The sequence below is a fragment of the Cellulomonas sp. ES6 genome (assembly GCF_030053835.1).
In the GTDB taxonomy this organism is placed as follows: Bacteria; Actinomycetota; Actinomycetes; order Actinomycetales; family Cellulomonadaceae; genus Cellulomonas.
The window spans coordinates 3,597,659-3,619,035 of record NZ_CP125655.1; the positions used below are offsets into that span (position 1 = coordinate 3,597,659).

General features: G+C 75.9%; 14 protein-coding genes. 7 read left to right on the top strand and 7 right to left on the bottom strand.

The window, feature by feature from the left end; genetic code table 11:
• Positions 1-108: 108 nt before the first annotated feature.
• Positions 109-726 carry a dTDP-4-dehydrorhamnose 3,5-epimerase family protein gene (locus P9841_RS16735; RefSeq protein ID WP_283319716.1) on the bottom strand — a complete coding sequence of 206 codons (618 nt, stop codon included), beginning with the start codon at positions 724-726 and terminating at the stop codon, positions 109-111.
• Between the two features lie 87 nt (positions 727-813).
• Between P9841_RS16735 and rfbD the strand changes: the two genes are divergently transcribed.
• Positions 814-1,662, top strand: coding sequence for a dTDP-4-dehydrorhamnose reductase (gene rfbD / locus P9841_RS16740; RefSeq protein WP_283319717.1), 849 nt, complete (start codon positions 814-816; stop codon positions 1,660-1,662).
• A gap of 72 nt (positions 1,663-1,734) precedes the next feature.
• On the opposite strand, the gene P9841_RS16745 is transcribed toward rfbD, so the two are convergent.
• The 5 genes from P9841_RS16745 to P9841_RS16765 form a co-directional block, all read right to left on the bottom strand.
• Positions 1,735-3,084: a hypothetical protein gene (locus tag P9841_RS16745; protein ID WP_283319718.1), complete on the bottom strand. Its 1,350-nt coding sequence runs from the start codon at positions 3,082-3,084 to the stop codon at positions 1,735-1,737.
• 230 nt (positions 3,085-3,314) lie between these two features.
• Positions 3,315-4,352 carry a CAP domain-containing protein gene (locus P9841_RS16750; protein ID WP_283319719.1) on the bottom strand — a complete coding sequence of 346 codons (1,038 nt, stop codon included), beginning with the start codon at positions 4,350-4,352 and terminating at the stop codon, positions 3,315-3,317.
• 188 nt (positions 4,353-4,540) lie between these two features.
• Positions 4,541-8,986 carry a rhamnan synthesis F family protein gene (locus tag P9841_RS16755; protein WP_283319720.1) on the bottom strand — a complete coding sequence of 1,482 codons (4,446 nt, stop codon included), beginning with the start codon at positions 8,984-8,986 and terminating at the stop codon, positions 4,541-4,543.
• A gap of 118 nt (positions 8,987-9,104) precedes the next feature.
• Entirely contained in the window at positions 9,105-10,004 is a 900-nt protein-coding gene (locus P9841_RS16760) for an NAD-dependent epimerase/dehydratase family protein (RefSeq protein WP_283319721.1), read from the bottom strand.
• A 198-nt stretch (positions 10,005-10,202) separates the two neighbouring features.
• On the bottom strand, positions 10,203-13,271 hold the full coding sequence (locus P9841_RS16765) for a YfhO family protein (RefSeq protein WP_283319722.1): 3,069 nt from the start codon (positions 13,269-13,271) through the stop codon (positions 10,203-10,205).
• A 151-nt stretch (positions 13,272-13,422) separates the two neighbouring features.
• Between P9841_RS16765 and P9841_RS16770 the strand changes: the two genes are divergently transcribed.
• From P9841_RS16770 to P9841_RS16790, 5 genes are all read left to right on the top strand, one after another.
• Positions 13,423-14,511, top strand: coding sequence for a nitroreductase family protein (locus P9841_RS16770; protein ID WP_283319723.1), 1,089 nt, complete (start codon positions 13,423-13,425; stop codon positions 14,509-14,511).
• Positions 14,501-15,469 carry a lysylphosphatidylglycerol synthase domain-containing protein gene (locus P9841_RS16775; RefSeq protein WP_283319724.1) on the top strand — a complete coding sequence of 323 codons (969 nt, stop codon included), beginning with the start codon at positions 14,501-14,503 and terminating at the stop codon, positions 15,467-15,469. The genes P9841_RS16770 and P9841_RS16775 overlap by 11 nt, the downstream gene beginning before the upstream one ends.
• Positions 15,466-16,686 (top strand): polysaccharide pyruvyl transferase family protein, encoded by a 1,221-nt coding sequence (locus P9841_RS16780; protein WP_283319725.1) that lies wholly within the window; start codon positions 15,466-15,468, stop codon positions 16,684-16,686. Before P9841_RS16775 ends, P9841_RS16780 begins: the two co-directional genes overlap by 4 nt.
• Before the next feature lie 73 nt (positions 16,687-16,759).
• Complete coding sequence (gene manA / locus P9841_RS16785) at positions 16,760-17,962, top strand: mannose-6-phosphate isomerase, class I (protein ID WP_283319726.1); 1,203 nt, start codon at positions 16,760-16,762, stop codon at positions 17,960-17,962.
• Positions 17,963-17,966: 4 nt separating this feature from the next.
• The gene (locus P9841_RS16790) at positions 17,967-20,084 is read left to right on the top strand and encodes a hypothetical protein (RefSeq protein WP_283319727.1); all 2,118 of its coding nucleotides are present in this window, start codon (positions 17,967-17,969) and stop codon (positions 20,082-20,084) included.
• A gap of 6 nt (positions 20,085-20,090) precedes the next feature.
• Here P9841_RS16790 and P9841_RS16795 read toward each other — a convergent pair whose 3' ends face one another.
• Positions 20,091-20,855 (bottom strand): TIGR03089 family protein, encoded by a 765-nt coding sequence (locus P9841_RS16795; protein ID WP_283319728.1) that lies wholly within the window; start codon positions 20,853-20,855, stop codon positions 20,091-20,093.
• Between the two features lie 175 nt (positions 20,856-21,030).
• Between P9841_RS16795 and P9841_RS16800 the strand changes: the two genes are divergently transcribed.
• The gene (locus tag P9841_RS16800; RefSeq protein ID WP_283319729.1) at positions 21,031-21,369 is read left to right on the top strand and encodes a WhiB family transcriptional regulator; all 339 of its coding nucleotides are present in this window, start codon (positions 21,031-21,033) and stop codon (positions 21,367-21,369) included.
• Positions 21,370-21,377: the final 8 nt, after the last annotated feature.

Sequence of the window (21,377 nt, forward strand, 5' to 3'; positions counted from 1 at the left end):
CGGTGGCTGCCCGGCGGCACACCACCGGGGCCCGACCAGGGCGGACGGCCGGGCGGCCCGAGGCTACCGGACCCCCGGCGCCCCGGACCGGGACCTCACACGAGTGGCTCAGCCCCGCAGGGAGTCGAGGTAGGCCTGCACCTCGTCGTAGCGCGGCAGCAGACCCTGCTCGCGCGCCTCGGCGAGCGTCGGCGCCGCCGTGTCCTTGGCGGACAGCTGCGGGGCGACGGGGTTGCCGTGCCGGTCGGTGGTCGGCCACTCGATGCCGATCTCCGGGTCGAGCGGGTGGATGCCGTGCTCCCGGCCCGGGGAGTACCCGGTGGAGCACAGGTACATGACGGTCGAGTCGTCGTCCAGCGAGAAGAACGCGTGCCCGAGGCCCTCGCCCAGGTAGATCGCCCGGCGGTCGACGTCGTCCAGCAGCACCGTGTCCCACGTGCCGAAGGTCGGCGACCCGACCCGGATGTCGACGACGACGTCGAGCACGGCGCCCCGCGGGCACGTCACGTACTTGGCCTGCCCCGGGGGGACGTCCGCGAAGTGCACGCCGCGCAGCACGCCCGCGGCCGACACCGACAGGTTGGCCTGCTGCAGGTCGAACCGGTGCCCGACCGCCTCGGCGAACGGGCCGCCCTGGAACGCCTCCAGGAACACGCCGCGGGGGTCGCCGTGCTGGACGGGTGTGATCTCCCAGGCACCCGGGACGGCGAGCTCGCGGTAGGTCATGGTGGTCCTCTCTGCTGTCGGTGGCCTCTGGCAGCGTAGCCGCGCCGGTAGGCTTCGGGGCATTCGTGCCGGGCGAGGGGAGTCGAAGTGCGCTGGTTGGTGACGGGGTCGAACGGGATGCTCGGCCAGGACCTGGTCGGGCTGCTGACCGAGCGGGGGCACGAGGTCACCGGCGTCGACCGCGCGGACCTCGACATCACCGACCCCGCCGCGGTCGCCGGGGCGGTGCGGGGGTTCGACGTCGTCGCGAACGTCGCGGCCTGGACGGCGGTCGACCCGGCCGAGGAGCACGAGGACGACGCGTTCACGGTCAACGCCGTCGGCCCGCAGCTGCTGGCCCGCGCCGCCCGCGGGACCGGCGCGCGCAGCGTGCAGATCTCGACCGACTACGTCTTCGCCGGCGATGCCACCGAGCCGTACGCGGAGACCGCCCCGATGGCGCCGCGGTCGGCGTACGGCCGGACGAAGGCCGCCGGCGAGTGGGCCGTCCGCGCGGAGAACCCGGACCACCTCGTGGTCCGGACCGCGTGGCTGTACGGGGCGCACGGCGCCTGCTTCCCCCGCACCATCGCCCGCGTCGCCGCGGAGCGCGGCGGGCTCGAGGTCGTGGCCGACCAGGTCGGCCAGCCGACGTGGACCGTCGACCTGGCGGACCTCGTGGCGCGGCTGGTCGAGGCCGGCGCGCCCGCCGGGACGTACCACGGCACGTCCTCCGGCCGGACGTCGTGGCACGGCTTCGCGCAGGCGGTGGTCGGGGCCGCCGGGCTCGACCCGGCCATCGTCCGGCCGACGACGGCGGAGGCCTACGCCCGCCCGGCCCCGCGCCCGGCCTACTCCGTGCTCGGGCACGACGCCCTGACCGCCGCGGGGGTCGAGCCGATCGGCAGCTGGGAGCAGCGGTGGGCGGTGGCGGCGCCGGCGGTGCTCGCGGGCTGACCGGACCCCGCCGGACGCGACGGGACGGCCGCGGTCCCCACGGGGGGGGACCGCGGCCGTCCCGTCAGCGGCTCAGGAGGCCTTGCGCAGGTAGAACGCGACGCCCTCGTACCGGTACCCCGGCAGCTTCTTCACGGCGGCCAGCTCGGACGGGCTCGCGGTGTAGAAGTGCGTCCCGGAGGCGGGCCGGAGGAACCGGTGCATCGCCGTGAGACCGGCGGCCGGCCGCGTGTGCACCTTGCCGACGGAGCCGTCGAGCCGGTACTGCGGCAACGTCCGGACCGTCTGGTACTCGCGCGTGGTCGACGTGTAGAAGTGCGTGCCGGTACCGGGCTGGTAGAACCGGTGGAGCGCGCGGGCGCCGGCGGTCGCGGAGCCCGACGTGAGCAGGTAGGCCACCGGGCCCTCGTACCGGAAGCCGGCGTCGCCGATCACGGTGTTCCGCTCGCCCTTCGACGTCGAGTAGAAGTGCGTGCCGGACGACGGGCGGTAGAACCGGTACAGCGTGGTCTCGCCGGAGCGCGGGGCGCTGTGCGAGTACTCGGCGACGATCTGGTAGATCGTGTAGTACCTCGTGCTGCCGTACCCGGGGCTCTCCACGACCGCGAGGCCGACGTCCGTGAGGTTCGCGTCCACCGCGTCCCGGACCAGGTAGCTGGAGCGGGCGGCGCGGATGGCGGCGTCCGCCGACGTCGCCGGGATGCGGTAGATCGCCTGGTAGCCGTCGAGCGGCGTGCCCGGCACCTTCGACGCGATGTCCGGGTCGAGCGACCACGTGCCCTGCGACGCCTGCCGCGTGGCCCAGGCCTCGGCCAGGGTGCCGAGCGCCCCGTGCCGCACGACCGGCTCGACCCGCGCCCCGAGGCGCGTCTGGTTCAGCGACCGGAAGTAGTCCCAGCCCGCCGCGCCCAGCAGCGTCGCCGGGCGGGACGCGGCGGCCACGGCCACGGGCGTCGCCGCGCCGTCGGCGGACTCCTCCGGGGCGGCAGCCGTGTGCTCGACGGTTGCCGTCGGCTCGACGGCAGCCGTCGACCCGGCAGCGGGCGCCTCGGGGGTCTCGAGGTCGTCCTCCGGCGCGACCGTCGCGCCGTCGACGTCGTCCGGCACCTCGTCCGGCACCGGCCCGGCGTCGTCGCCGGCCGGGGACGAGCCGGTGGTCGGCAGCGGGGCCCCGCCGGCGTCCGCGGGGTCCGCCGGGTCCGTGCCGTCCGTGCTCTCCGTGCCGTCCGTGCCGTCGGTGGCCGGCGGGTCCGCCTCCGGTGCCGCGGGCTCGGTGACCGGGTCGCCGAACCGGGCGTACGCCCGCTGGATCTCGTCGGCTGCCGGGGCCTCGTCGGCGGCGGCGAGCGGTACGCCCACCCCGGCGGTCGCGAGTGCCAGGGCGACGGCGGTCAGCCGCCGCCACGTCCGGTTGCGCATCATCGGTTGCCTCATCCTCTCGTGACGCCGCCCCCGGCCGACGTGCGGGCGGGGGCGGTGTTCTCGCGGGTGCGATCGGCGCCACGCTAGGGCGGCCCGGTGGCGAACCGGGTGGGCCCAGGGGGTGCCGGGCGCCGAGTTGAGTGCTCCGTGCGAGAAGTTGAGTGGTGAAGCGCGCCGGTCAGGTGGCGACGGTGACCGCGGATCGCGCCGACCCGCGGTCACCGTGGCGTTCAGGACGCCTTGCGGAGGTAGAACGCGATGCCCTCGTAGGTGTAGCCCGGGAGCTGCTTCACCGAGTCGCGCTCGGAGGCGCTGGCCGTGTAGAAGTGCGTGCCCGACGCCGGCCGGTAGAACCGGTACATCGCGGTGCGGCCCGTCCCGGCGGTCGTGTAGACCTTGCCCGTCACGCCGTCGAGGCGGTACTGCGGGAGCGTCTTGACGGTCCGGTACTCGCGCGTGGTGGACGTGTAGAAGTGCGTCCCGGTGCCCGGCTGGTAGAACCGGTTGAGGTCGCGCGAGCCGGACGCGGTCGACGTCGGCTTGAGCACGTACGCCACGGGCCCCTCGTACCGGAACCCGGTGTCGCGGATCACGGAGTTCCGCTCGCGCTTGGACGTCGAGTAGAAGTGGGTGCCCGACGACGGGCGGTAGAACCGGTACAGGGTGGACTCGCCGGCCTGCGGCGAGCTGTGGGAGTACCGGGCGCTGACCTGGTAGATCGTGTACCAGTTCACGCCGTCCGGGCCGGGGACCTCGGCCACGGCGACGCCGACGTCCGTGGTGGTCGGGTACGTCGTGTCGGCGGGGAGGTAGTCCCGGGCGACCACGCGGATCGCCTCGGCGGCGGACGTGGCCGGGCCCGCGTAGATGGCCTGGTAGCCGTCCGACCAGCCGGCCGGCAGCTTGCTCTCGAGCGAGGGGTCGGTGGAGAGCCCGCCGGAGGCCGCCTGCTTGGTGGCCCACGCCGCGGCGATCGCGTTCAGCCGCGGGTTCCGGCTGGCGGGCTCCACCCCCGCGTCGATGCGCGCGACGTTCACGGCCTGGAAGTACGCCCAGTCCGCGTCCGCGAGCACGGTCGCCGCCGCGAGCGCCTGGGCGCCGTCGTCCTCGACGGTGCCGCCGGGCACGCCCGGCTCGACCTGGCTGAACGCCCGGCCCAGGCCGGGGTCGGCGTCGTCGGCGACGGCCGCGGGTGCGGCGGCGAAGGCCGTCGCCGCCGCCACGGCGACGGCCAGGAGCCCGCGCCGGGCGCGGTGGTGGAGCTGCATGGGACCCCCTCGGGTGCAGGGGCGGCGCGCAGCCGCTGCGTGTCCGGGCACCGGCCGCTGCCGCACCCGGTCGACATCGGTGCCGTCACGCTAGAGGCACAGCCGGCTCCCAGGTGGGCGCTTCGTCCCGCCGCCGTGCGGACGACGCCGGACTTCACCCGTTCGCCGCGGCCGGGCGTCCTCGCAGGTCAGCGGACGATGCCGGGCACCGCCGACTTCGCGTACCCGAACCCGCGGTCCGCCACGACGAACGGCACCAGCCGCTCCAGGGCGTGCAGCACCGTGCCGTCGATCGGCAGCGGCTCGGCCGGGTACTCCGACCAGTCGAAGCCGGCCTCCAGCAGCGGCCGCAGCGCCTCGGTCCGCGCCCAGAACATCGTCCCGAGCGGGAAGTCGAAGTGGGTCGTGAGCGGGGTCGCGAGGCCGAGGCGCGCCGCCAGCCGCTCGCCCTGCGGCCGGTTCAGGTCCCAGTCGTTGAGGTGCGGGTCCTCCGGCGAGACCAGGCCGAGCGCGGGCCGGTCGGCGAACGCGGCGCAGATCACGTCCAGCATCGGCTCGCGTCCCCCGACGAGGTTCTCGTAGAGGAAGGTCCGCCACCGGTCGCCGACCTCCGGGTCGACGTGCGGGCTCTTCTTGCCGTGCACGTGCAGCACGAGGTCGTGGTCGAGCGCCCGACGGCCGATGCCCGTCAGCAGCGGGGCGAGGTCGCGCCCGCGGTTGGGCACCACCTCCACCTCCCAGCTCGGGAGACCGGACTGCGCGACCCGCTGCTCGAGCAGGTCGGCGCCGGCGCGGGTGCCGGTGGTCAGGTGCAGGTGGACCGGGTGCGTGTTGAGCGCGAGCCGGGTCAGCAGGTCGTCGACCAGCTCGGGGTAGTGGAAGTGCCCGTGGACCAGCACGCGGGCGCCGGTGTCGCCGCGCACCTCGGCGGCGTCGGGGCCCAGCACCTCGCGCAGCCAGGGTCCCGCGGGCCTGCCGCGACGCAGGAAGTCCGCGAGCGGGTCGCCGTCGCGGGCCTCGTCGTACCCGGGCGCCTGCTCCGCGTACGCCAGCGGGTGGAAGCCCGGCACGGGGCGGCGCACCAGCAGCCCGGTCCGCGGGCGCGCCCGCGGGGTCGTCAGCGCGGAGCGGTGCACGTACTCGGCGAGCAGCGTGCCCGGGTCGGCCCCCTCGCGGGACGGGTCGGTGTACAGCGCGGGGTCGAACGCACCGGCACCGCGGATGGTCTCGACGTCGCGGGCCTCCTGGTCACGCCGGGCGCGCGCTGCGGCGCCGAGCGCCTCGAGGCGCTCCGCGTACAGGCTCATGTCGAAGGCCAGCCGACCGGCCGACCGCAGCACCTGGCCGAGCTCCTGGCGCCGGGCGGGGTCGTCCGCCAGGTCCAGGACGAGCGCACCCGCGGCCGTGGCGTCCAGGTGCGGCACCACGAGGCCCGACAGCCGGGGGTCGGCCGCGAGCCACTCGGCGAACCCGCTCGCGCCGTCGAACGCCACGACGGGCACCCCGGCGAGGGCCGCGTCGATGGTCACGTTCGGCAGCGGGTCGAGGCGGGAGGAGAGGAGGAACACGTCGGCGCGCTCGAAGAGCGGTCCGAGGTCGGCCACGGGGGCCAGGAACGTGACGCGGTCCCCGACGCCGCTGCGCAGCAGCTGCTCGTGCAGCTCCTCGACGTACCACTGGAGCGGGCCGATCCGGTGGCCCACCCAGGCGAACCGCACGGGGGCGTCCGGGCGGGTGCGCCGCACGTGGTCGGCGGCCTGGAGGAAGAACTCGACGCCCTTGCGCGGGGAGACGGTCCCGGCACCGAGCACCAGCACGGCGTCCGGCTCCAGCCCGGCGAGGTACTCGGCGGCGTCCCGCTCCGGCAGGTCGGCGTCGACGCCGTCGGTCCCGATGGGCGTGGGCCGGGCACCGGGTGCGTCCGCGGCGCCCGGGGGGAGCTCGGACTGCCCCTGCGGGACGACGTGCGGCTCGCGCGCCAGCAGGTCGGCGTACTCGCGGCGCATGGACTCGGCGACGATCGGCGCGGAGAACACCACCTCCGAGGCGGTCGCGAACATGCCCGCGAGGACGCCGGCGGGCCGCATCGACGAGCCGAACTCGTGGACCAGCGCCACCACCGGCACGCCCGCCCGGTCGAGGGCGGGGACGAGGGCGTGCGTCGCGGCGGAGTTGGCGAGCGCCCAGGACGGCCGGAACCGCGAGACGAGGTCGGCCGCCAGTGCCTCGGCGTCGTGCGGCACCCACGTGTCCGGGTCGACGTCGAGCCGGACCGTGGCCGCCGCGACCTGCCGCAGGTCGTCGGCGAGCTCGCCGCCGCGCAGCAGCACGACGACGACGTCCCGGCGGGCCCCGAGCTCGCGGGCGAGGTTCCAGCCCAGGACGGGCGCACCGGTCCGGCTCGCCTCGTGCAGGACCAGCAGGACGGTCTCGCGCGCCGGGTCCAGGTGGCGCACGTGGACGTCCGCGGTGCTCATGAGCGACCGGCCCAGCCGGCCCTCGGCGTGCCCGTGGTCGCGGAAGTGGGCGGTGAGCTGCGCGTCGTCGAGCCCCGCGAGGTCGGGGTGCCGGGCGCGGTAGTAGGCCAGGTCCAGGTCGGCGGTCACGTCCGGGCCGGCGGGCGGCGGCGTCGGTGCCGCGGCGCGCAGGGTGCCCCCGCGCAGCAGGCGCCCCGCGACCCGCCGGGCCCGTGCGGCCTGGCGGGAGGTCACGCGCAGGGGTGCCGTGACCCGCCACGAGGTGCTGCGGTGCAGGTCCTCCACCTGCGCACGCAGCGCGTGCGCGGCGGCGCCCAGGCCCTCGGCCGCGCCCGTGGCCTGCGCGAGCTCGCCCTCGAGGCCCTCGCGGGTCCGGTCGAGCTCCTCGCGCGTCTGCTCGAGCAGCGTGGCGTGCCGCAGCGCGTCCTCCCGCAGGCCCGCCTCCAGGGCGGGCAGGCGCTCGTGCGAGGCGATGACGGCGTCCAGGTCGGTGCGGACGCGCAGGTGGGCGCCGAGCGCCTGCACGGCGTCCGTCGCCACCGGAGCCCCGAGCACCGTCGACTGGAACGCCCGCTCGCGCTCCCAGTGCGCGGCGAGGTCCGCGTCCGTGAGCGCGACGCCGTGCGCCGCCGCCGCGGCCACCAGCACGTCCCGCAGCACCAGCGGCGTGCCGTCGGCGGGCGCCGCCACCGGCCCCAGCGAGGCGAGCGAGTCGTACAGCGCGCGGAACACGGCGTAGCCCAGCGTCAGCGGCTCCGCGGAGACCCACTCCAGGTCGATGAACCGGGGGCCGTCCGGCAGCACCAGCAGGTTGCGGGGCAGCGCGTCGAGGAGGTCGCCGGAGACGGTCGCCTCCGGTCCTGCGGCCGGGTCGACGCCGGCCCGCTCGCAGAACGCCGCGAGCCAGGTGCCCAGCCACTCCGCGACGTCCTCGGCGCGCCAGCCCTCGCGGCCGAGGCGGTCGGCGAGCGTCGCGGACCACGGGGCGCCCCCGAGGTACCGCTCGTCCTCGAGCCTCACCCCGATGCCGGCCACGGTCGTGGCGAGGTCGGGCAGCGGACGGCGGCGCCGCACCTCCACCCCGTCCGCCGTGCGCTCGAACGTCGTGACCTTGGCGAACTCCGGACGCCGGGCCGAGGACCCGAAGTACCAGGCGAGCGGGCCGACGGGCGACAGCTCGGCCGCGGAGGCGCGGACGAGGAACGAGGAGGACAGGTCCGCGACCAGCCCGTTGCGGACGACCGGCCCCCAGGCGCGCGTCAGGTCCATCGCCGTCGTCGCGGGCTCCTGGTGGTCGGCGTGCCCGGTCGCCGCGACCAGCGGGAGCACGTCGAACCCGTCGTGCTCCAGCGCGTCGTGCGCGACCACGGTGGTCGGCAGCTTGTAGTCGGGGAACGGGTAGTACCAGTCCAGGTGCGTGAGGCCGGCGCCGCGCAGGCGCCGCGCGAGCTCGTCCCGGCCGAACGTGACGACGCCGTCCGGGGCGTACCGGTCCTCGAGCCCGAACATCCGCCGCCCGACGTGGTCCTCGGGGAAGCCCGCGAAGTACTTCAGCCCGAGCTGGTTCTCGATCGCGAGGACGAGCTGGCCGTCGGGCTCGAGCAGCCCGACGATGTGCTCGAGCATGACGTCGACCGGGTCACGGTCGCCCGCGTCGAACCCGAACACGCGGGAGTACTCCAGGACGCCGACCATCACGACGGTCTGGAACCGGCGGGGGTGCCCGAACCCCTGGATGGTGTCCGCCACCACCTGCACGTTCGGCAGGTCGCGGCAGCGGTCCGCGCACACGCTGGCGCGGCGCGGCGAGCCCTCCACCGCGACGACCTCGAGCCCGGCCTCGCCGAGACCGCGCGTGACGGCGCCCATGCCGGCCCCGACCTCGAGCACCGGACCCGTGACGGAGGGGAGGAGGGGGCGCACCAGGTTCGCGCGCTGGTGGCTCAGGTGGTAGCGGGACGGCCAGTCCCGGATGTGGCGCTCGACCTCGCGGGACAGGGACGACACGTCGGTGGCGTCCCGGACGGAGGTGGCGACCCAGGTCTCGTAGTCGTCGCCGTCGTTGTAGCCGAACTCGGGGGCGTCCGTGCCCTCCGGGACCCACAGGCGTGACGTGCCGTGCCGCTGGTAGCCGAGGGCGGCGAGGTCCAGGGTCATGAGGGGTGCTCCCGGTGGGTCGGTGCCCGCCGGTGGGCGGGCGTCGGCTGGTCGCACGGCGGTCGCTCGACCAGCCGTCCGGCCCCCGCAGGTTACCGGAGCGGGGGTGGCGTGACGCTCAGCGCGGCCCGGCGGCGCCCGGCGCGGCAGCCCGTGCGACCGACCCCGCGCTGACGGCCCGCCAGGTCCCGGCGATGCCGTCGGCGAGCGACGTCAGGGGCCGCCAGCCGAGCGTCTCGGCGGCCCTGCGGCAGTCCAGCCACGTCGACCGGGCGTCGAACGACCGGGAGGGGTGGTGGTGCACGACCACGGGCGTCCCGCCGACCGTCGCGCGCACGGTGGCGAGGAGGTGCTCCAGGCTCGTCGGCTCGCCCGCCCCCACGTTGAGGACCCCGTCCGGGGGTGCGCCGGCCTCGACCGCGAGCACCAGCGCCCGGACGACGTCGTCGACGTGGACGTAGTCGCGCGCCACCGACATGTCGCCGAACACGTGCAGGTCCTGCCCGCCGGCGACCGCGTGGAGCCAGTGCGAGACGACGCCCTGGCCGGGTGCCACGGGCTGGCCGGGGCCGTACGCGTTGGAGACGCGGAGCACGAGCCCGGGCGCCGCGGCGTCGTGCAGGCGGTGCTCGAGCGCGAGCTTGGCGCGCCCGTACGCGTTGCGCGGGCGGGTGGGCGACGTCTCCGCGTACGGCGGGTCCGCGGCCTCGTCGTAGACGGTGCCGCCGCTGCTGAGCAGGAGCACGCGGGCGGGGCTCCCGGCCCCGGCGAGCCCGGCGAGGAGCAGGTCGAACGCCTCGAGGTCGAGCCCGACGCGGTCGGGGTCGTTCTCGGCGATCATCGGGTTGATCGACGACGCCGCCCACACGACCCAGTCCGCCGCGGCGACCTCGGGGGAGAGCCCGCGCGGCCCCGACACGGGCCGGCTGCGGTCGAACCCGAGCACGCGGTGGCCGTTCTCCTCGAGGGCGGCGCACGCGCGCCGGCCGATGAAGCCGCCGCTGCCCACGACGGCCACCGTGCGGCCACCCCCGGAGGGGCCGGCCGCCCCGCGAGGCGGGGCGACGATCACGCGGCCCCCTCGACGTGGCGCGGACGGTCGAGGGTCCCCTGGCTTGCCGTGCGCATGCGGGACATCATGCCGCATGCCCGCGGGCGCCCCGGGCGACCTCGCGCGAGGTCGTCGGGCGACCCGCGGGCGCGGCCCGGGTGGCCGTCACGCCGGGGGCGCGCCGTCCCCGTCCGCGCGGCGGGTGCCCGCGTCGTGCGGACGGTCGGCCCCCGCGTCGTCGACGCGACCGGTCCCCGCCGCCCCGGCGTCGTCGGCGGGCGCCTCGTCCGCCCGCTCCGTGGGCTCCGCGCCGTCGGTGGGCTCCGCGCCGTCCGGGGCCGGCGCGCCGCCGGCCTCCTCGTCGGCGCCCCGGCGACGGCGCCGCAGCGCCCCCACCGCGATCACCACGAGCGACACCAGGACGACGCCGCCGGCGGTGACGGAGAGCACGGCCCCGGTGCGCAGGCCGGGCGGGTCGTAGCTGAACCGCACGACGTGGGAGCCCGCCTCGACGTACACGGCGCCCATCGCCTCGTCCGCGTCCACGAGGGTCCGCTCGACGCCGTCGACGGTCACGCCCCAGCCCTTGGTGCGGACCGCCTCGGCGAACACGAGCCAGCCGCCGCCGTCCGCGTCGACGCGGGCGCTGACGACGCCGCCGTCGTCCTCCAGCACCGTGACGTCCGCCTGCGCGTCACCGGGCACGTCCTGGTCGTCCTCGGGGTGCTCGAGCACCACGGTCGACGGGTCCAGGTCGCCCGAGGCGATGAGGTCGACGCGCTCCTGCTCGTCGGTGACGACGACCGCGTCGGGGGCCCAGCGGATGCGCGGGGCGGCGGTGGTGCGCTCGTACACGGTGGCGTCCCCGGCGTCGACGAGCGTCAGCCCGTCGTCGGGGTCGGGTCGCACGACGACCGGCGCCCACGTCCCGGAGTCGTCGGCCTGCACGGTCAGCTCGGAGACGCCGTCGACCGTCAGCTCGAGCCGGACGGTGGCGTCGGGGGCGACGTCCTCGGCCGCGAGGGCGACCCAGGTGCCGTACGGGTCCGTCGTCGCGGGGAGCGGGCGCGAGGTCTGCGTGACGACGGACCCGTCCTCGGCGAGCACCCGGACGTGGAGCTCGCTCTCGCCCGACGGCTGCGCCCCCTGGGGGAGGATCACCTGGACCCCGCTGAGGGGCCCGGTGACCGGCACGGAGAGCACGGCGCCCTGGACGACCTGCTCGCGGGTGACGGTGGCCGCCGGCTCGGGCGTGCCGGCCGGGGCGGCCCGGGGGTCGGTCACCGCGTAGCGGACCGCCATCCGGTCCAGCACCGGCGAGGACATCGCGGGGAAGTCGAGCAGCGAGAACGTGCGCGTCGCCATGGCGTCCTCGTCGGCGGCGAGCAGCAGCGCCTTCCACTCGGGCTGGTGGAACGAGTGGCCGGTCACGGCGCGCAGGCCGTAGAAGCTCGACGTGGCGGGGTACATCGTCCAGCCCGCGGCGGCGTAGCGGTCGTGGCCGATGTGGTCGAGCAGGTACCGGTGCGTCTGCGTGACCGGGTAGAACGTCTCCTTGTCGGAGATCGGCCACCAGGTCCGCGCGACCGGCACGGCCTGGGCCATCACGACGAGGGGGAGTGCGACGCCCGCGACCACCGCGAGGAACCGGCGCCGGGTCGCGAACGCGAGCAGGACCAGGAGGCCCGACCCGGCGAGGGCGGTCGCCGCCACGAGCGCGTCGACCCGCAGCCGCGCCTCCACGTGCGGCGGCACCAGGTCCAGGCCCCGCACCACCAGCAGGCCGATGCCGCCGATCAGCACGACGACGAGCACCCACCGGACCACGAGCAGCACGGTGGCGGTGCGGCGGCGTGCCGGCGCGGGCGTGCCGGCGTCCTCGCCGTCCGCGGCGTTCGCGGCATCCGCGGTCGGTGGCGCGTCGACGTCGGACCCCGGCGTGCCGTCGCGCGCGTCGGCGCGGCGCACCAGGGCCTGGAACCCGATGGCGGCGGCGAGCGCGGCGAAGAACCCGATGACGGACCGGACGCGGCCGATGAAGTTGTTGGAGAACACCGGCAGGTTCTGGACCAGGCCGAGGGCGGCGCCGCCCTGGTACACGAGCCACGCCCCGACGAGCATGCCGCCGACCGCGTAGGCCGGCACCCAGCCGGACCCGCGGCGGGGACGTGCCAGCACCGCGGTGCAGATCAGGACGAGCGCGCCCGCGCCGAGGTACGAGAAGGACTCGACCGGGTTGAACGGGGACAGCCAGGTGCTCTCCGTCTGGTTCGCGACGTCCCCGATCATCTGCGGGACCAGCGTGCTCGCGACGCTCGACCACCACAGGTGGTGGCCGGGGGTCGCCTGCCGCGCCTCGAAGTCGATGGTGGTCATCGCCTCGTTGATGAACGGCAGCATCTGCCACGCGCACAGCGCGATCCCGAGGGCGCCGGCGGCGCCTCCCAGCAGGAGCGCCCGCAGCCAGGTGCGCAGCGGCGCGCGGACGGCGACCATGCGGACGACCGCGAAGACGACGATCGCGTAGGCGGCGTACCCGACGACCGCCGGGAAGCTGAGCATGAGCATCGCGGCGACGATCACGGCCAGCGGGATCGTGTCGCGCCACCGTCGCCTCATCAGCAGACGGTCCGTCGCCCAGAAGGCGAGGGGGATGAGCGCCGCCACGCGCGTGTGCTGCCAGTTGGTCCACGCGATCATGAACCCGCTCGCGACGTAGACCAGCCCGCCCACGGCTCCGGCCCGGGCCGACAGGCCGAGCCGGCGGCACAGGAGGGTCATGCCGACGACGGCGACGGTGATCTCGATGAGCTTCGTCAGGCCCGTGGCGTAGCTCGCCGGCACCAGGAACCACGCCCACGACATCGGGGACATCAGCCCGGTGCCGGGGATCGACCCCAGCGGGGTCCCGCCGATGATGTACGGGTTCCACCACGGGTTCGACCCCGTGCGCAATGCGGTCGCGAGGGCCTGGTTCTTCGGGACCTGCGAGTCGATCGTGTCGCCGATCCACGTGTTCGTCGGCGGGTGCAGCCCCACCGCGTCGCGCCACGGCGCGAGCTGCGTCAGGACGTCCGTGCCCAGGAACACGCCACGGCCCGCCAGCGCGGGCCCGATGGTCAGGGCGGTGAAGGCGAGGACGCTGCCCCACGCGGCGAGCGCGGTGACGTTCCGTGCCAGCCAGAGCAGCCAGGCCGGGCGGCCGGGGGCGGTCGAGGGCGTGCGAGAGCGCATCGGGATCCGGGTTCGTGAGGGGTCGCGGCGCGTGACAGCCTAGTCGGGACGCCCGGAGGTCCCGGTCCCGCCGGGGTCGCCATCCCGTAGACTTCCTGCGCCCGCGGCCCGTCACCAGCCACCGGACCGCCCTGCCACGAGGACCTCGTTCGTGATCTCCAAGCTCAAGCGCATCGCCAAGCAGCTGCTCGCGGTGCCCGCCATCCGCAAGACCTACGAGGGCGCCACCCGCGCCGTGCTCGAGGTCGGCGGCTCCAGCCGCGCGGGCAGCACCGTGTACTCGGTGCTCGGCCTCGCGACGTTCAACCGGGAGCAGTGGGCGGTGCTGTCCGGGCGCCGCGCCTACTACCGCAACCTCGGGCGGCACCGCGTCACGCACGTCGAGCTGCGGCGCAACGTGCACCGGCTCGAGAAGGGGATCCTCATGCGTCCCCGGCGGGACGTGTTCGCGAAGGACTACATCCTCGAGACGGTCGAGTTCTACCAGCACGCGGTCGAGCGCACGCACGACGCCCCCGCCCTGGACGCGAGCGAGCTGTCGTGGGCGCACGACGTGCTGGCCGAGTACTTCGCCCTCATCACGGTCGCCGACCCGGTGGTCGACCGGGCCCGGGCCGTGTTCGAGTCCGTGCGGGCCGTGCCGACGGACGGCGTGACCAAGCCGTACCCGCAGGGCACCATCCCGTCGAGCGGCGTGACGTACGACCAGATGCTCGCGCTGGCGAAGCAGCGCCGCTCCGTGCGCTGGTTCCTCGACAAGCCGGTCGACCGCGAGCTGGTCGACATGGCGCTGGCCGTGGGCCGCCAGGCGCCGACGGCCTGCAACCGCCTGCCGTACGAGTTCCTCGTGTTCGACGACCCGGACCAGGTGCGCAAGGTCGCGTCCATCCCGTTCGGCGCCGCGGGCTACGGCCACCAGATCCCGACGGTCGTCGTCGTCAAGGGCCGGCTGGACTCGTACTTCTCGCCGCGCGACCGCCACGTCCCGTACGTCGACGCGTCGCTGGCCGCGATGTCCTTCATGTTCGCGCTCGAGACGCTGGGCCTGAGCTCGAGCGTCATCAACTGGCCGGACTTCGAGCCGCTCGAGCGCAAGATGGCGCGGACCCTGCACCTGCAGCCGCACGAGCGCGTCATCATGCTGATCGCCGTGGGCCACGCCGACCCGGAGGGCCTCGTCGCGTTCTCGCAGAAGAAGGACCTCGACGTCCTGCGGACGTACAACAGCCTTGACTCGTAAGCGCCTCGCCCGCGGGGCCGTCACCGTCGTCGTCCTGGCGGTCGTCGCCTACTTCTTCGGCCGGGGGCTCGCCGACAACTGGGACGCGGTGCGCGAGATCGACGTCCGCGTGAACGGCTGGACGGTCGCGGCCGTGGTGCTGTTCGCGGCGGCGGTCGTGCTGTCCGGCCTGCTGTGGGGCGCGGTGCTCGAGCACCTGGGCGACGTGCACGTCGGCCGGCTCGAGGCGGTCCGCGTCCAGTGCGCGTCCTGGCTGCTGAAGTACATCCCCGGCCAGGTCGGCTCCGTCGCGAACAAGGTGGTGTGGGGCGCGGGGCGCGGCATCTCGCGCACCCTGGTCGTCATCACGTTCGTCTACGAGAACGTGTTCCTGCTCATCGGCTCGATCGTCCCGGCGGTCGTGGTCCTGGCGTTCGCGGACGCGTTCACCGACCCCTCGGCCGACCTCGTGCAGGCGCTGCTGCCGGCGCTGCTCGCCCTCGTGCCGCTCCTGCTCGTCATGGACCGGCGGGTCTTCCGCTGGGGCCTGAACCTCGTGGCCAGGCGGGCCATCAAGCGCGACGTCCCGCACGAGTACTTCCTCAGCCCGGCGCGCAGCCTGCGCTACCAGCTCGAGTTCCTGCTGCCGCGGGTGCTCAACGGCGTCGGCTTCGTGCTCATCGCCGTGTCGTTCCTCGACGTCCCGGCGAGCGCGTACCTGCCGCTGGCCGCGGCGTACGTGCTCGCGGGCGCCGTCGGCATCATGGCGGTCTTCGTCCCGTCCGGCCTCGGCGTCCGGGAGGGCGTCGTGGTGCTGCTCGCGTCCCGCTACATGCCCGTCGAGCAGGCGATCGTGCTCTCGCTCGTCGCGCGCCTGCTCAGCACCGTCGGCGACGGTGTCGTCGCCCTCGTCTACGCCGCGCTGAAGGCCCGCAGCCTGCGGACCGCGCGCCGCCTCAAGGAAGGTCGTCCCGCATGAAGTACGCCGTGATCGGTTCCGCGCTGTCGGGCAACAAGGGTGCCGCCGCCATGCTCGAGAGCGGGGTGCAGCAGCTGTCGGAGCGCGACCCGGAGGCCCGCTTCGTGCTGCTGAGCATGTACCCGCGCTCCGACGCCCAGCAGAACGAGTACCGGAACATGACGGTGCTCGACGCCTCCCCGCTGCGGCTCGGCGTCCTCATCAACGGCGCGGCGCTGCTGCACCGGCTGCTGCCGCCGCTGCGCAAGGCCATCCAGGACGCGGTGCCGGAGGTCAAGGCGCTCGCGACCGCGGACGTGCTGCTGGACCAGGGCGGCATCACGTTCGTCGACGGCCGCGGCAAGTTCCTCGTCTACAACGTCGCGAGCATCCTGCCGGCGCTGTTCGTCGGGACCCCGGTGGTCAAGTGCGCGCAGGCCATGGGGCCGTTCCGCGAGCCGGCCAACCGGTTCGCCGCCAAGGCGCTGCTGCCCCGCATGGCGGCCATCGTCTCGCGCGGCGCGGTCACCCACGAGCACCTCGAGGGGCTGGGCCTGACGAACGTGACGGAGGGCGCCGACCTGGCGTTCACCCTGGACGTCACGGAGCAGGACGCGGCCCGCGCCCGCGAGGCCGTGGACACGTCGTTCTTCGACGGCGGCGACGTCGTCGGCGTCTCGCCGTCCGCGGTGCTGCGCAAGGGCGCGGAGGCCCGCGGCGAGGACTACGTCGGCGAGGTGGCCCGCCTGGTCGACCACATCACCGGCGAGCTGGGCCGCCCGGTGTTCCTGGTCGCCCACAGCGCCCGCGGCAACACCGACAAGACGCACAACAACGACCTGCCGCTGTGCCGCGAGATCTACGCGCGCCTGCGGGACACCAGCAAGGTGCTGTTCGTGGACGCCGAGCTCGGGTCCCAGGGCCTGCGGTACCTCATCGGGCGCTGCGACCTGTTCGTGGCGTCCCGGTTCCACGCGATGGTGTCCTCGCTCGCGACGGGCGTCCCGACCCTGGTGATCGGGTGGAGCCACAAGTACCGCGAGGTGCTGGACATGTTCGGGCTCGCGGAGTGGGCGCTCGGGCACGACGCCGCCACCGAGGAGGGCGTCCGCGCGAAGCTCGCGGAGCTCGTCGAGCGGCGCGCCGCCGTGCGCGAGCAGCTCGCGGCCGCGCTGCCGGCGGTGCGCGAGAAGGCGCTGCGCCAGGTCGACGTCATCCTGCGGGTCGCGCGCGGCTGAGCCGCCGCTGGGTAGCATCGGCGGCCACCGGTCCTCTCGGCCGGTCCGGCCGGCCAGCCAGGAGGACAGGGCGTTGTACCGACTGACCAGCTCCCTCCAGACGTACGCGTGGGGGTCGCCGACGGCGATCCCCACGCTGCTCGGCCTGCCGGCCACCGGTGAGCCGGTCGCCGAGGCGTGGTTCGGCGCCCACCCGAGCGCGCCGTCGCGGTGCACCCGCGACGACGGCACCCCGGGTGCTCCGATGCCCGAGGTGATCGCCGCCGACGCCGCTGCCGTGCTCGGGCCCGACGTCGAGGCCCGTTTCGGGCCGGGGCTGCCGTACCTGCTCAAGGTGATCGCGGCGCAGACCTCCCTGTCGCTCCAGGTCCACCCCCGCGTCGAGCGCGCCCGCGAGGGCTTCGCCCGCGAGGAGGCGGCGGGCGTCCCGCTGGACGCCCCCCACCGGAACTACAAGGACCGCAACCACAAGCCCGAGCTCGTGTACGCGCTGACACGGTTCGAGGCCCTGTGCGGGTTCCGCGCGCCGCGCCGTGCGGCCGAGCTGCTCCACGGGCTCGACGCCCCGCTCGCCAAGGACCTGCGCGAGGTGCTCGCCGCGCAGCCGTCGGCGGCGGGGATCCGGGCGGCGTTCACCCGCCTGCTGCGACCCGAGACCCGCCCGACGCCCGAGGAGGTGCGCGAGGTGGCCGACGCGTGCGCCGCCCGCCTGGCGGAGGGCTCCCCGTCGCCGCGGGCGGACCGGACGGTCGTGCGGCTGCAGGAGGCCTACCCGGGCGACCCCGGCGTGGTGACCTCGCTCCTGCTCAACCCCGTGACCCTCCAGCCCGGCGACGCCCTGTTCGTCCCGGCCGGCGGCGTCCACGCGTACCTCAAGGGCGTCGGCATCGAGATCATGGCGTCGTCCGACAACGTGCTGCGCGCCGGGCTCACGCCCAAGCACGTCGACGTCGACGAGCTGCTGCGCAACGTCGACTACGTCGCGGCGCCGCCGATCCGCATCGCCCCCGAGAAGTTCCACGGGGCCACCCGGGTGTACTACGCGCCGGTGGACGACTTCGAGCTGTCGGTCACGCGGGTGTCCGACGGCCAGACGCACCCGCTCCCGGGGCGCGGGCCGCGCGTGCTGCTCTGCCTCGAGGGCCGGCTCACGGTGTCCTCCACGGCCGACGGGCAGCTCGAGCTCACGCGCGGGCAGGCGGCGTTCGTGCCGGCCTCCGACGGCGAGCTGACCGTGCGGGGCGGCGGCACGCTGGTGCAGGCCGACGTCCCCTGACGCCGTGAGCGAGGTGCGCGTGCCGGCGCCCCGCGGCGCGGCCCGGGCGGCGCGCGTGCTGCTGGGCCTGCCCGACCGGCTCCCGGTGCTGCTGCTGGCCGTGGGCCTGGCGGCGCTGCTCGCGGTGCTCGCCGGACGGGCCACACCGGTGGTGGTGCTGCCGCTCGCGGCGCTGCTCGCCGCCGCCACGTGGCGCCTCGTCCCGCCGCCCCCGCCGGCGACCCGGGGGCAGCTGCTGGCCCTCGGCGGGCTCGCGGTGCTCGTGACCGGCTGGGTGGTGCTCGGCCTGCGCGCCGTGGCGGAGTACGTCGTGGTGAACCGCGACCCCGGCTTCCTCACGCTGAAGGCGCTGTGGCTCACGGACCACCCGTCCGCGCCGGTCCCGGTCGGCGCGGCGCAGGCCGCCGCGGCCGCGGTGCCCGGCGCGAGCGCGGCGACGGAGGCGTTCGCGCTGCACGGCGGCGCGCTCCACGCCCAGGGCAGCTCGATGCTGCCCGCGCTGCTCGCGGTCCAGGGCTGGGCCGGCGGCGAGCGCGCGGTGCTCGCGGGGAACGTGACGATCGGGGCCGTGGGCCTGGTCGCGGTGTTCGCGCTCGCGCGACGGCTGGTCGGCCCGGGCTGGGCCCTGCTGCCGGTGGCCGCCCTGGGTCTGAGCCTGCCCTACCTGGTGCTCACGCGGGCGGCCTACACCGAGCCGCTCACCGTGGCGCTGCTCTGCGGCGGCCTCGCGGTGGCGCTCGGCACGTGGCAGGCCGGCGGGCGCCGGGCCGGGGCGCGCTGGGCGCTCGCGGGGCTGCTGGTGGGGGCCGTCGGGACGGCCCGGATCGACGGGGCGGTCGCCGTGGCGGGGCTCGCGGTGGGCGTGGCCGTCGTCGGCGCGACGCCGCTCGGCGCGCGGGACCGGCGGGCGGCCGCCCGGGGCGGGGTCGCCGCCCTGGCCGCGGCGTCGGCGGCCGTGGCCCTCGGCCTGGTGGACGTGCTCGTGCTCAGCCCGGACTACGTCGGGGAGCGGGCGGGGCGCGTGACGGCGCTGCTGGTCGCGACCGCGGTCCTCGTCGCGGTGGCGGTCGCCGTGCTGCTGGCGCCGGGCCGCCTGCTCGCGCGGGTGCGGGGCGCGGTGCACGCCCGCCGCCGGCCGCTGGGGACGGTCGCGGCCGTCGCCGTGGTGGCCCTCGGCGTGGTGCTGGCGTCCCGGCCGCTGTGGTGGCAGGCGCACCACACGGACCCGGGGAGCGGGTACGGCTACGCGGTGAGCGTCCTGCAGCAGGCGGCGGGGGAGCCGGTCGACCCGTCGCGCTCCTACGACGAGCGCTCGCTCGCGTGGGTGTCGTGGTACCTGGGTGTCCCGGTGGTGGTGCTGGGGTTCGCGGGGTTGGCGCTGCTCGCGCGCCGGGCCGTGGCGCGCCGGGACGCGGGAGCCGCGCTGGTGGTGGCGGTGGTCGGTGTCGCGGCGGTGTTCCCGCTGGTGCGCGTGAGCATCACGCCGGACCAGGTGTGGGCCGTGCGGCGCCTCGTCCCGGCGACGTTCCCGGGGCTGCTGGTCGCGGCGACGTGCGCGCTCGCGGCGCTCGCGGGGGCGGCCCGGCCGCGTGGTCCCGCGGTGCGGGCCGCCCGCGGGGCGCCGTCGCGCGCCGTGGTGCGGGGCCGCCGCGTCGTCGCGGGCGTCCTGGCCGTCGCCGTCGTGGCGTTCCCCCTGACCACGTGGCGTCCCGGGGCGGGCGTCGTCGAGCTCTCCGGCCGTGCCACGCAGGCGCACGCGGTCTGCGACGCGCTGGACGACCTCGGCGTGGACCGCGTCGTGTGGACGCACTCCAGCCCGTTCCGGTACCTGGCGACGCTGCGGGTGCTGTGCGACGTCGAGGTGGTCGAGCTGCTCGAACCGCCGTCGGCGGCCGACCTCGCGGCGATCCGCGACGCGTGGGGCGGGGGACCGGTCGCGGCGCTGTCGTTCGACGCCGCGGACTACCCGTGGTCCGTGCCCCCGTCCGCGTCGGTCGGCGGCACGTGGTCGCAGACGCTGGGCCGCACCCTCACCGGACCGCCCCGCGAGGTGGACACCACCTGGAGCGAGGTGTGGGTCGGGCTCGTGCAGGAGGACGGGACGGTGGCCCCGGCGGGCTGACGGGTGTCAGAGCCGGGCGGTGACGCGCTCCGTCGCCGCCACCCGGTCCGCCCGCGCGGCGTCGTCGCCGGCCTCGGGGCGCAGCAGCACCACCGACCCGCCCCCCGCCAGCACGCCCAGCACCGCGAGGGCGGCCGACGGCGTGGCCGCCCGGTCGTCGCCGACCTCGAGCAGCACGCGGGCCCCCGCGGCGCCGTCCCGCGCGGCCGCGCCCGCCGCCCGCTCGAGCAGGTCCGCGTGCCGCACCTCCCCGCCCGGCACGCCGGCGAGGGCCTCCCGCTGCGGCTCGACCTCCGGCGCCCAGCCGACGACGTCGCCGTACGTCATGACCGAGGCCGCCGCGTCGAGCGCACCGGGCGGCAGGCCGCCGTCGAACCGGCGCGCCAGCGCGGGCAGCGCGACGGCGACCACCGCGGCGCCCCGCGGCGCGGCGGCGTCCGGGCGGTCGGTCACGACGACGTCGCCGTCCGGGGCGCCGGGCGGCAGGACCGTCGCGCCGACGCGCCAGGCGGCGAGCGTCCACACCACCGAGCGCCAGTGCGGCGGCAGGTCGACCCGCACCGTCGTGCCCGGTCCGGCGTCCAGCTCCTCGACGAGGAGGTTGGTGGTCTTGCTCACCCAGTTGTCGAGCACGGCCCCGGAGAGCTCGATGCGCTCCCCGGCGGGCCCGTACCACGTGACGCGGGGGCGGCCCGGCTCGGTGAGCAGCGCGGACAGCGCGGCGGCGACGGTGGCGGGCCGGCGGGGGCTCGGCGGGGGAGTCGTGGGCACGGACGGCAGCCTAGGTGCCGCACGACGACGCTCAACCGGACAAATCGCCCGCAGAGTCCGCCAATAGCACTCTTCCGCTTGACTACGCCGAACGACACGCGTGTAATTCCCTGGAACGGCCCGTGCTGCGGCAGCCGCTGACCACTGATCACCGAGCACGACGGGGGAGGCACACATGTGGAGTCTGCTCGATGACGAGGGACCCTTCCCGTCCGACGCCGGAGCCGAGGCTCCCCGCCAGGACCCGGCGCTCGCGAGCGTCCTGCCGCTGTTCGGCGCGCCCGAGGACGACGGCATCATGGGCTGGCAGGAGCGCGCGCTGTGCGCCCAGACCGACCCCGAGGCGTTCTTCCCCGAGAAGGGCGGCTCGACCCGCGAGGCCAAGAAGGTCTGCTCCGGCTGCGAGGTGCGGGGCGAGTGCCTGGAGTACGCGCTGGAGCACGACGAGCGCTTCGGCATCTGGGGCGGGCTCTCCGAGCGCGAGCGGCGCAAGCTCAAGCGGCGTGTGGTCTGACCCCCGCC